Annotated in this window: 10 protein-coding genes; 9 read left to right on the top strand and 1 reads right to left on the bottom strand. The window is 59.1% G+C overall.

Annotated elements, in window-relative coordinates:
- The first annotated feature begins 24 nt into the window (after positions 1-24).
- The 9 genes from algG to PCPL58_RS07575 all read left to right on the top strand — a co-directional run bounded on the left by algG (position 25) and on the right by PCPL58_RS07575 (position 10,870).
- Entirely contained in the window at positions 25-1,635 is a 1,611-nt protein-coding gene (algG, locus tag PCPL58_RS07615; RefSeq protein WP_065349160.1) for a mannuronan 5-epimerase AlgG, read from the top strand.
- Positions 1,636-1,649: 14 nt separating this feature from the next.
- Positions 1,650-3,089: an alginate O-acetyltransferase AlgX-related protein gene (locus tag PCPL58_RS07610; protein WP_065349159.1), complete on the top strand. Its 1,440-nt coding sequence runs from the start codon at positions 1,650-1,652 to the stop codon at positions 3,087-3,089.
- Positions 3,090-3,097: 8 nt separating this feature from the next.
- Positions 3,098-4,234 (top strand): mannuronate-specific alginate lyase, encoded by a 1,137-nt coding sequence (locus PCPL58_RS07605; protein WP_003365409.1) that lies wholly within the window; start codon positions 3,098-3,100, stop codon positions 4,232-4,234.
- A gap of 189 nt (positions 4,235-4,423) precedes the next feature.
- On the top strand, positions 4,424-5,980 hold the full coding sequence (locus PCPL58_RS07600) for an MBOAT family O-acyltransferase (protein ID WP_065349158.1): 1,557 nt from the start codon (positions 4,424-4,426) through the stop codon (positions 5,978-5,980).
- A 10-nt stretch (positions 5,981-5,990) separates the two neighbouring features.
- Positions 5,991-7,166, top strand: a complete 1,176-nt coding sequence (locus PCPL58_RS07595) for an alginate O-acetyltransferase (RefSeq protein ID WP_065349157.1) — start codon at positions 5,991-5,993, stop codon at positions 7,164-7,166.
- A gap of 12 nt (positions 7,167-7,178) precedes the next feature.
- The gene (locus PCPL58_RS07590; RefSeq protein WP_054080674.1) at positions 7,179-7,847 is read left to right on the top strand and encodes an alginate O-acetyltransferase AlgF; all 669 of its coding nucleotides are present in this window, start codon (positions 7,179-7,181) and stop codon (positions 7,845-7,847) included.
- Positions 7,848-7,965: 118 nt separating this feature from the next.
- Entirely contained in the window at positions 7,966-9,417 is a 1,452-nt protein-coding gene (locus PCPL58_RS07585; RefSeq protein ID WP_003415201.1) for a mannose-1-phosphate guanylyltransferase/mannose-6-phosphate isomerase, read from the top strand.
- Between the two features lie 152 nt (positions 9,418-9,569).
- Complete coding sequence (locus PCPL58_RS07580; protein WP_065349156.1) at positions 9,570-10,034, top strand: multidrug transporter; 465 nt, start codon at positions 9,570-9,572, stop codon at positions 10,032-10,034.
- Positions 10,035-10,051: 17 nt separating this feature from the next.
- The gene (locus tag PCPL58_RS07575) at positions 10,052-10,870 is read left to right on the top strand and encodes an SDR family oxidoreductase (protein ID WP_065349155.1); all 819 of its coding nucleotides are present in this window, start codon (positions 10,052-10,054) and stop codon (positions 10,868-10,870) included.
- A 112-nt stretch (positions 10,871-10,982) separates the two neighbouring features.
- Here PCPL58_RS07575 and PCPL58_RS07570 read toward each other — a convergent pair whose 3' ends face one another.
- The gene (locus PCPL58_RS07570) at positions 10,983-11,843 is read right to left on the bottom strand and encodes an efflux RND transporter periplasmic adaptor subunit (RefSeq protein ID WP_044309205.1); all 861 of its coding nucleotides are present in this window, start codon (positions 11,841-11,843) and stop codon (positions 10,983-10,985) included.
- Between the last annotated feature and the right edge of the window lie 9 nt (positions 11,844-11,852).

The raw sequence follows: 11,852 nt of genomic DNA, 5'->3' as shown, positions 1-11,852 counted from the left end.
CGAACCGCCAAAGGAGTGCCAGAGATGAACAGTCATACAAGCAACGGGCGTAGCCGACACTGGCCGCACACCCTGCTCGAAAGCGCACTGCTGACCAGCGCCCTGCTGCTGGCCAGCGGTGTGGCGCTGGCCAACGCGCCTGTCGTACCCGACACACAGAAGGCGGTGGTCAAGGAGTTGCACCAGGCCAAGACCTACACCATCACCAGCCCGCCGACCGAGCCGTTGGAAATGGCCAAGCCGGTGTTGCCCGACCTCAAGGGCTACACCGCCGAAGCCGCCCTGAAAAAGATCGTGCGCAACAAACCGGGCAAGGTCACTGTTTCACGGATGATGGAAGAAACCGGCCTGAAGGAATTCATCGGCGGCGATAACAAGATGGCCGAATGGGTCAACCGTCAGCGCGGCATCCCCCAGGCCATCATGATTTCCGACGGCTACGTGAGCCTGCAGGACCTGGCCAAGAAGGTGCCCAAGCAGTTCCTCAACGAGGTCTCGCCAGGTGTCTATGTGGCGCGCCTGCCAATCCTGATCAAGGAAACCGGGATCTTCGAGATCGACAGCAAGACCAAGGAATTGCGTCTGTCTCAGGAAAAGGGCTCGTTCATCGTCAGTGAAGGCAAGATGCTGATCACTCACTCTCAGGTCAACGCCTGGAGTGAAACCCGCAACAGCCTGGCGACCTATCGCAAGCCTGACGAGTTTCGCCCTTTCCTGCTGACCTGGGGTGGCTCGGAAACCTGGATCGCCAATACCAAAATGGCGAGCATGGGCTACGACCAGAGCAAGTCCTATGGCATCAGTATTTCCCAGTACACACCCAACACCGCGAAGATTCTCAAGCGTGCCGAACCGACGGGCTGGATCATCGATTCAGAGTTCTCGGACATGTGGTACGGCTTCTACTGCTATGAAACCCGCGACTTCGTGGTCAAAGGCAACACCTACCGCGACAACATCATTTACGGCATTGACCCGCACGACCGTTCGCACGGTCTGATCATCGCCGAAAACGACGTTTACGGGACCAAGAAGAAGCACGGGATCATCATTTCCCGGGAAGTCGACAACAGCTTCATCTTCCGCAACAAGAGCCACAACAACAAATTGTCCGGCGTGGTTCTGGACCGTAACAGCGTCGGCAACATCGTCGCCTACAACGAGATTTACCAGAACCACACTGACGGCATCACCCTGTACGAAAGCGGCAACAACCTGCTGTGGGGCAATCGCGTGATCGCCAACCGCCGCCACGGTATCCGCGTGCGTAACAGCGTGAATATCAAGCTGTACGAGAACGTCGCCATGGGCAACGGCCTGATGGGCGTTTACGGCCACATCAAGGACTTGAGCGACACCGACCGCGACATTGAGCTCGATCCGTTCGACGCTCAGGTCTCGCTGATCATGGTTGGCGGCGAACTGTCCAGCAATGGTTCCGGCCCGCTGTCCATCGACTCGCCACTGAGTGTCGAGCTGTATCGCGTCTCGATGCTGATGCCTACCAAAGAAGTCGGCATCAGCCTCAACGGCGTCCTCGGTGAGCGCCAGGACGAAATCCTCGACCTGCTGGTACGCCAGAAGAAAGCCGTATTGATCGACCCCGTCGAAAGCCAGACCGAGCTGCGGGAATGAGGAAGGGTATTGTTATGCACGCACATCTGATCAAGCTGTTGAGCCTGTCCAGCCTCACCGCCGCCTTGATGGCCGCCGCTGGTGTCGCTCGGGCAGACGACTCGCAAGCGCCGACGTTCAAGGCCGAGCCTTGCTGCTCGCTGTGCCCGGCCGCGCATGATGCAAAAAACTACACCACGCGCTATCAGCAGAACTTCACCACGCTGGTCCAGGCTCAGGGTGACTGGCTGTTCCGGACTCAGGAAGACCTGCGCACCGAGTTCGACACCACGCCTGCCGGCTATCGCCGCATGAAACAACTGCACGATGCGTTCAAGAGCAAAGGCGTCGAACTGGTCGTGGTGTATCAGCCGACCCGTGGCCTGGTGGATCGCAACAAATTGTTCCCGGCCGAACGCGACAAGTTCGACTACGACAAGGCGCTGAAAAACTATCAGGCCATGCTTGGCCGCTTCAGCAAGATGGGCTACTGGGTCCCTGACCTGTCGCCGTTGACCAACGAGCAGCAGGCGCATGACTTCTACTTCCGCGGTGACCAGCACTGGACGCCGTATGGCGCACAGCGTACGGCGAAGATCGTCGCCGAAACCGTGAAAAAGATTCCGGCCTACGGCGATATCCCCAAGCGTGAGTTCGAAAGCCATATTTCCGGACGCATGGGCAAGACGGGCACTTTGCACAATATGGCAGGTCAATTGTGCGGTACCAGCTACGCGATCCAGTACATGGACCAGTTCACCACCGAGCCCAAGGGTGAGGCGGGCGACGGCGACCTGTTCGGCGATTCCGGTAACCCGGAAATCACCCTGGTCGGTACCAGCCACAGCGGCAAGAACTACAACTTCGCGGGCTTCCTGCAGGAATACATGGGCGCTGACGTGTTGAACGTGGCGTTCCCTGGTGGTGGCCTGGAAGGTTCGATGCTGCAGTACCTGGGCAGTGAAGACTTCCAGAAGCGTCCGCCGAAGATTCTCATCTGGGAATTCTCGCCGCTGTATCGCCTGGATCAGGAGACCATCTTTCGCCAGATGATGTCGCTGCTGGACAACGGCTGTGAAGGCAAGCCTGCCGTCATGAGCGCCAGCACCACGCTTAAGCCGGGTACCAACGAATTGCTGGTCAATGGCAAGAATGGCATCAAGGACATTCGCAACGGCAGCAATCAGATCGACATCAAGTTTGACGACACCTCGGTGAAAGTCCTTCAGGCCAGACTCTGGTACATGAACGGTCGCCATGAGGATCTGAAAATCGAGAAACCGGAAACGTCAGACACCGATGGACGCTTCGCCTTTGAATTGCGCGAGGATGAGGATTGGGCCAACCAGCAACTGCTGGCGCTGGAAGTCCAGGGACCGGAAGCAGGCACGGCACCACAAAAAGTCGAAGCCAAAGTATGCAAACGCAACGTGTTCCCGAGCGCTGCGACACACACCGCTCAAGCCGGACTATGAGGTGACTTATGCAGACTCCTAAACTGATACGCCCTACCCTGCTGTCGATGGCAATTCTGTCATCGATGGCCTGGGCCACGGGCGCGTCCGCCGCACTGGTTCCACCCAAGGGCTATGACGCCCCGATCGAAAAAATGAAGACGGGCGATCACAACTTCAGCTGTGAAGCCATTCCAAAGCCCTACACCGACAAGCTGGTCTTCCGCAGCAAGTACGAGGGTTCGGACAAGGCACGCGCAACGCTCAATGCGGTATCCGAAGAAGCGTTCCGCGATGCGACCAAGGACATCACCACCCTTGAGCGTGGCGTCAGCAAAGTCGTGATGCAGTACATGCGCGACGGTCGTCCGGAACAACTCGATTGTGCGCTGAACATGATGACCACCTGGGCCAAGGCCGATGCGCTGGAGTCGCGCGAGTTCAACCACACCGGCAAATCCATGCGCAAATGGGCACTGGGCAGCATGTCCTCCGCCTACCTGCGTCTGAAGTTCTCCGAGTCGCACCCGCTGGCCAATCGTCAGCAAGACGCGAAGATCATCGAGACCTGGTTCAGCAAGCTGGCCGATCAGGTGGTCAGCGACTGGAGCAATCTGCCGCTGGAAAAAATCAACAACCACTCGTACTGGGCTGCCTGGTCGGTGATGGCAACCGCTGTCGCCACCAATCGTCAGGACCTGTTCGACTGGGCCGTGAAGGAATACAAGGTCGCTGCCAATCAAGTGGACAAGGACGGTTTCCTGCCCAACGAGATGAAGCGCCGTCAGCGGGCACTGTCGTATCACAACTATGCACTGCCGCCGCTCGCGATGATTGCCAGCTTCGCCCAGGCCAATGGCGTGGACCTGCGTCCGGAAAACAATGGCGCCTTGAAGCGTCTGGGCGACCGGGTGCTGGCCGGCGTCAAGGATCCTTCGATTTTCGCTGAACACAACGGCGAGAAACAGGACATGACGGACCTGAAGAAAGATCCGAAATTCGCTTGGCTCGAACCGTACTGCTCGCTCTACACCTGCAGCCCGGATGTGCTTGAAGAGAAACACGAAAAGCAGCCATTCAAGACATTCCGTCTGGGCGGTGACCTGACCAAGGTCTACGACCCGACGCACGAGAAAGGCGACAAGGGCGATAACGACGGTTCGTGATTCACAGAGTTCTTTGTGGGAGCGAGCTTGCTCGCGAAGAGGCACGCCTAGGCGCTGAATCCGTAAGACCGGACCTCGCCTGAGCTGCTTCACCGACAAGCCGTAACGCGACGTGTTTTACCCCCCAATTTCAACGGGGGGTTTGGGGGGGCTTTAGCCCTTGAATGTTGGACAAACGGAGAGATAAGGATGGTTTTCTCATCCAACGTGTTCCTGTTCCTGTTCATGCCGATTTTCCTCGGCTTGTACTACCTGAGCGGGCAACGCTATCGCAATCTGCTGCTGCTGATTGCCAGCTATATCTTCTACGCCTGGTGGCGAGTGGACTTTCTGGCGCTGTTCGTCGGCGTGACCGTCTGGAACTACTGGATCGGTCTCAAGGTAGGCGCAGCAGGTGTGCGGACCAAGCCGGCACAGAAATGGTTGCTGCTTGGCGTGATAGTGGACCTGTGTATTCTGGGCTACTTCAAATACGCCAACTTCGGCGTGGACAGCATCAACGCAGCCATGACCTCGATGGGTCTGGAACCGTTCATCCTGACTCACGTGCTGTTGCCGATCGGTATCTCGTTCTATGTCTTCGAGTCCATCAGCTACATTATCGACGTTTACCGCGGCGATACTCCGGCCACGCGCAATCTGATCGACTTCGCTGCATTCGTCGCGATCTTCCCGCACCTGATCGCCGGCCCTGTGCTGCGTTTCCGCGATCTGGCCGACCAGTTCAACAACCGTACACACACGCTGGACAAGTTCTCCGAAGGTGCCACGCGCTTCATGCAGGGCTTCATCAAGAAAGTGTTCATCGCCGACACCCTGGCGGTGGTCGCCGACCACTGCTTCGCCCTGCAAAACCCGACCACCGGCGATGCCTGGCTGGGTGCGCTGGCCTACACCGCGCAACTGTATTTCGACTTCTCCGGTTACAGCGATATGGCTATCGGTCTGGGTCTGATGATGGGTTTCCGCTTCATGGAAAACTTCAAACAGCCCTATATCAGCCAATCGATCACCGAGTTCTGGCGTCGCTGGCACATCAGCCTGTCCACCTGGCTGCGTGACTACCTGTACATCACGCTGGGCGGCAACCGCGGCGGCAAGTTCGCGACCTACCGCAACCTGTTCCTGACCATGCTGCTCGGCGGTCTGTGGCACGGTGCCAACGTCACCTACATCATCTGGGGTGCCTGGCACGGCATGTGGCTGGCGATCGAAAAAGCGGTCGGTATCAACACCAAACCTTACAGTTTCAACCCGATCCGCTGGGCACTGACCTTCCTGCTGGTGGTCATAGGCTGGGTCATCTTCCGCGCTGAAAACCTGCATGTCGCCGGTCGTATGTACAGCGCCATGTTCAGCTTCGGCGAGTGGCAGCTGTCGGAACTCAACCGCGCCAGCCTGACCGGTCTGCAAGTGGCAACACTGATGGTGGCGTATCTGACGCTGGCGTTCTTCGGTCTGCGCGACTTCTACCAGAACCGCGAAAAAGACACCGGCAAGAGCGCCAAGGCTGACGGTCCTGCGACCGCCCAACCGGGCACCATCAAGGCCGTTCCCGGCGATGCTCCCGGCAGTCTGCACCTGCCAGGCTACACCGTGGGCAGCGAAGCTCAGGTGCAGCCTGCGTACTGGGTTGCCGACTGGCCACGTTACGCCATGCGTGCACTGATCCTGCTGCTGTTCGTGGCTTCGATTCTCAAACTCTCGGCGCAAAGCTTCTCGCCGTTCCTTTACTTCCAGTTCTGAGGAGCCTGACATGACGCGTTCATTACGAATCCTCTACATCGCCATCTTCCTGGCCATTCTGCTGGTCCTGGGCGTCTGGTCGCTGCGCAGCTTCAGCACCTTCTCGACGTCGGCCGAGACCACTGTGCTCAACGGCAAATGGACCAAGGCGGCGGAAACTCATTACGACGATGAGTTCCCGATCAAGCGCCTGGGCACCAACCTCTGGGCGGCGCTGGATTTCAAACTGTTCAACGAAGGTCGTCCGGGCGTCGTGCTCGGCAAGGACCAGTGGTTGTACACCGACGAAGAGTTCGATGCGGTTGCCAACGGCGAGCAGAACGAAGCCGACAACCTGGCGATCATTCAGGGTGTGCGTGACGCGCTGGAAAAACAGGGCACCAAACTGGTCCTGGCGATCGTTCCGGCGAAAACCCGTCTGTACCCGGAACACATCGGTGACAACAAGCCCGCCAGCCTGCACACCGACCTGTATCAGCAGTTCCACGCTCAGGTCGCCAAGGCCGGGATCTTTGCCCCGGACTTGCTGGCGCCGCTGCAAGCTGCCAAGCAACAGGGTCAGGTTTTCCTGCGCACCGACACCCACTGGACGCCAATGGGTGCCGAAGTCGCCGCGCAGCAACTGAGCGCCGCGATTGCCCAGAAAACACCACTGGAAGGTGAACCTGAGCAGTTCGTCACACAAGCCAAGGGAACCGAAGCCTACAAAGGTGACCTGACTACATTCCTGCCGCTCGATCCGTTGTTCAGCAACATGCTGCCCAAGCCGGACGAGTTGCAGAAACGCAGTACCGATCCGGTAGCAGGCGAAGCGGCAGGCGGTGACGCACTGTTCGCAGACAGCGACATCCCGGTGGGTCTGGTGGGCACCAGCTACAGCGCCAACCCTAACTGGAACTTCGTCGGCGCCTTGAAAGAAGCGCTGCGCAGCGATGTCGTCAACTACGCCGAAGACGGCCATGGCCCGATCCTGCCGGTGCTCAAGTACCTGCAGACCGACGCCTTTAAGAACACCCCGCCGCAAGTGGTGATCTGGGAGTTCCCGGAGCGCTACCTGCCGGCACACAACGATCTTGGCGAGTTCGATCCGAAGTGGATCGCCGAGCTGAAGAAATCGCGTGACACCCAAGAAAACGTGGCGCTCAACGCCAAACAATCCGAGTCGCCCAACCGGGCGCAAAACTGAGAGGACTGACTCATGACTTTCAACACTACTGCCAACCGTTCGGCCGCAAAACGCATTTTCAAAACCTGCGCAATGGCCGCAGGTCTGGGCCTGATGTCCCTGCAGGCTTTCGCCGGTGACTCCGCCCTGTACGGCCCGACCGCACCGAAAGGCTCGACCTTCGTGCGTGTCTACAACGCCAGCAACGCTGAAATCAGCGCCACCGTTGGCAACACCAATCTCAACGAAGTGGCGCCACTGGGCAGCACTGCGTTCAGCTTCATGCCGCAGGGCGACTACACCGCCAAGCTGGGCAGCCAGAGCCTGCCGGTGAAACTGGCGGGTGATCACTACTACACCATCGTCAACAACGCCAGCGGCAAGCCACAGCTGGTCGAAGAGCCACCGTTCAAGAACAAGCAGAAATCCCTGGTTCGCGTGCAGAACCTGAGCGACAAGTCGCTGACCCTGAAAACTGCTGACGGCAAGACCGAAGTGGTCAACACCGTTGCGGCCAAAGGCACCGGCGAGCGTGAAATCAACCCGGTCAAAGTCAGCCTGGCGCTGTACGACGGTGACAAGAAAGTCACCGATTTGAAACCTGTGGCACTGGAGCGTGGCGAAGCCGCTGTGCTCTACATCACCGGCAGTGGCAGCAGCCTCTCGCCAGTGTGGGTCAAGCCACCGGTCGCTACCCGCTAAACGGATTATGCCGGTCGGTTCAGAGCATCAGCGTTGAACCGACCCGCGCGGAACAAGAACAAGACAGAAACGACAGACACCTCGTACGGCCCTAATTGAATGCTTTTGGAGAAACAAAATGATTCCAGTTATCTTGTCAGGCGGTAGTGGTTCACGACTCTGGCCGCTTTCGCGTAAACAATTCCCTAAACAGTTCCTGGCGTTGACCGGCGAGCACACCCTGTTCCAGCAAACCTTGGAGCGTCTGGTGTTCGAGGGCATGCAGGAGCCTATCGTGGTCTGCAACAAGGACCACCGTTTCATCGTCAACGAGCAACTCGCTGCACTGAACCTGGAAACCCAGGCGATCCTCATGGAACCGTTCGGCCGCAACACGGCACCCGCCGTTGCACTGACCGCCATGAAGCTGGTCAACGAAGGCAATGACGGCCTGATGCTGGTGCTGCCAGCCGACCACGTCATCGAAGACCAGAAAGCCCTGCAACGCGCACTGGCTCTGGCAACCGTCGCCGCAGAACGCGGCGAAATGGTGCTGTTCGGCGTACCGGCCAACAAGCCGGAAACCGGCTACGGCTACATCAAATCCACCGCCGATGCCCTGCTGCCGGAAGGCGTCAGCCGCGTGTCGCAGTTCGTCGAAAAACCTGACGAAAAACGCGCCAAGGAATTCGTCGAAGCCGGTGGCTACTACTGGAACAGCGGCATGTTCCTGTTCCGCGCCAGCCGCTTCCTGGAAGAACTGAAAAAGCATGATCCGGACATCTACGACACCTGCCTGCTGACCCTTGAGCGCAGCGTGCAGGACGGCGACGCCCTTGAAATCGACTCCTCGACCTTCGCCTGCTGCCCGGACAATTCCATCGACTACGCAGTCATGGAAAAAACCCAGCGCGCCTGCGTCGTACCGCTGTCGGCCGGCTGGAGCGATGTCGGCTGCTGGTCGTCGCTGTGGGAAGTCAACGCCAAGGACGCCAACGGCAACGTCACCAAGGGCGACGTCGTCATCCAGGACAGCCGCAACTGCATGATCCACGGCAACGGCAAACTGGTGTCGGTGATCGGTCTGGACAACATCGTGGTCGTCGAAACCAAGGACGCGATGATGATTGCCCACAAGGACAAGGTCCAGGGCGTCAAGCAAATGGTCGCCACCCTGAACGAACAGGGCCGCACCGAGACCCAGAACCACCTCGAAGTGTACCGTCCGTGGGGCTCCTACGATTCGGTAGACATGGGCGGTCGTTTCCAGGTCAAGCGTATCTCCGTCAAGCCGGGTGCCTGCCTGTCGCTGCAGATGCACCACCACCGCGCCGAACACTGGATCGTGGTATCCGGTACTGCGCAGGTGACCTGTGACGAGAACGTGTTCCTGCTCACCGAAAACCAGTCCACCTACATCCCGATCGCCTCGGTCCACCGCCTGCGCAACCCAGGCAAGATCCCGTTGGAAATCATCGAAGTGCAATCGGGCAGCTACTTGGGCGAAGACGACATCGAGCGTTTCGAAGATATCTATGGTCGTTCGAACGCGCTTGAAGCGGGTGTGAAGACGCAAACTATCGCTCGTTGATAGGGTTTTAGCTGCACGCTACAGGTAACACAGCCCTCGACAACTCTTTGCGCAGATTTATACGCAGAGAGTTGTCGGGGGCTTTTCATTTGCGCGACGTCCCCCTCCCAGGTTCTGTAGGATGTCCAGCATTACCTTTGCTGGAGACCTGCATGTTTATCGGCATCCTGTTGATCCTGACCTGGCTCATCCTTCTGCTCAGCTACCCGGCGAAGGCCTTGCCCGTCTCGCTGGCTGCGGCGGTCGGGCTTGGGGCGGTGGCGGCCATCGTCATCTGGCAGGACAGCCGGGAAACACGCCAGCTTGAGCGTCTGGATATCCGCCTGAGTTACGATCCGCAAAACTGCCCGGCAGATCGTCCGTTGCAGGTCAGCATCACCAACACCAATCAGGTCACCCTGCAGGAACTGCGTTGGCGAATAGCGGCCTATGCGCCTGGTGATTCAGTGAATCTGATCGACAACACCTACGCATCCGCACGCTATCGCGGCCCCGGTGAACTTCAGGCCAAAGGCACGTGGCAGGATTGCGTGCCGGTGCCGGCACTGCGCAACGGGTACCGCCCGCAAACCCTGGAATTTCGCGCAGAACATCTACAAGGCAGTTTCTCGGACTGACCACAAGGATCTCCCTCATGCCCATCGCTTTGATTACAGGCTGTTCCAGCGGAATCGGCCGTGCTCTGGCCGACGCGTTCAAGGCCACTGGCTATGAAGTCTGGGCCACTGCGCGCAAGACCGACGATGTCGCGGCACTCAGTGCAGCGGGTTTCATCGCCGTACAACTGGACGTCAACGACAGCCTGGCGCTGGAGCAACTGGCCGCCGGTCTGGAGCACAGCGGCCTGGATGTGTTGATCAACAACGCTGGCTATGGCGCGATGGGTCCCCTGCTCGACGGCGGCGTGGATGCCTTGCAGCGACAGTTCGAAACCAATGTGTTTTCCGTCGTCGGGGTGACCCGGGCGCTGTTTCCGGCACTGCGCCGCAGCAAGGGGCTGGTGGTGAACATCGGCAGCGTATCCGGTGTGCTGGTCACGCCGTTCGCGGGCGCTTATTGCGCATCCAAGGCGGCGGTGCATGCGCTCAGTGATGCGCTGCGTCTGGAGTTGGCGCCATTCGGCGTACAGGTGATGGAGGTTCAGCCAGGCGCGATCGCGTCGAGCTTTGCGCAGAATGCCAGCCACGAAGCCGAGCAGCTGATCAGTGAGCAATCGCCGTGGTGGCCGATTCGCGAAGGCATTCGTGCACGCGCCAGAGCTTCACTGGACAACCCTACCCCCGCCACAGCATTCGCTCAAGACTTGCTCAAGGCCGTGCAACACACCCATCCGCCACGCCTTCTGCGTCTTGGCAACGGCTCACGCCTGCTGCCGCTGACGGCGTGGTTGCTGCCCAAAGGGCTACTGGATATGGGCCTCAGAAAACGCTTTGGATTGAACACCGACTTGTGACGCAGAGCGTCACGAACTGCATTCCCACGCTGGAGCGTGCGGAACGATCACCTGCCTATCGTGCGACGCTCCGCGTCGGCATGCCGTTCTGGACGCTCTGCGTCCTCAAGCATCAGCCGTCTACCGGCCTGACAATCACCGTGCAGGTCATTCCCGCTGCCAGAAGTACGCCTTCAGGTATAGCGTCCAGATGGATACGCACCGGCACTCGCTGGGCCAGACGCACCCAGTTGAAAGTCGGGTTGACGTCGGCGATCAGTTCGCGGCTTTGCGGGTTGTCACGGTCGTAGATGCCGCGTGCAATGCTTTCGACATGGCCCTTGAGCACCTCGCCGCTCATCAGTTGCAGGTCCGCAGCATCACCCACTTTCAGATGCGGCAATTTGGTTTCCTCGAAGAAGCCGTAGACCCAGAACGAGTTCATGTCGACCACGGCCATCTTCGCTTCACCGATACGCGCATAGTCACCGCGATGGACATTGAGGTTGGTGACGTAACCGTCCACCGCCGCCAGTACCCGCGTGCGTGACAGGTTAAGCTCGGCCGCCTCCAGCTGCGCCTGGGCCAACTGGTAATCGGCCAGGGCCGAGGTGGCTACGTTACTCGCGTCGTCACGATTTTCCGCCGAGATGACCAGTTCATCCATGTCGGCACGCCGCCTGGCATTCAGTTTGCGCATCTCCCAGGTTGCCTTGCGTGAAGCCAGTAACGCCTGCGCCTGCTTTACGGCGATCCGGTAATGCTCCGGGTCAATCTGCATCAGCAGATCGCCACGCTTTACCCACTGGTTGTCACGCACCGGCACCTCGACCACAGTGCCGGACACATCGGCGGCCACGTTGATGATATCGGCGCGCACCCGGCCATCGCGGGTCCATGGGCTATCCATATAGTCGATCCACAGCGTACGACCGATCCAGAGCGCGACTGCCAGCACCAGCAACGTGGCAAACAGACTGAAGAACTTTTTCATCCAGAGATT

The organism is Pseudomonas cerasi (assembly GCF_900074915.1).
GTDB classification, from domain to species: Bacteria; Pseudomonadota; Gammaproteobacteria; order Pseudomonadales; family Pseudomonadaceae; genus Aquipseudomonas; species Aquipseudomonas cerasi.
The sequence above is the reverse complement of the archived record's forward strand: the minus strand, read 5'-3'. Positions and strand labels throughout refer to the sequence as shown.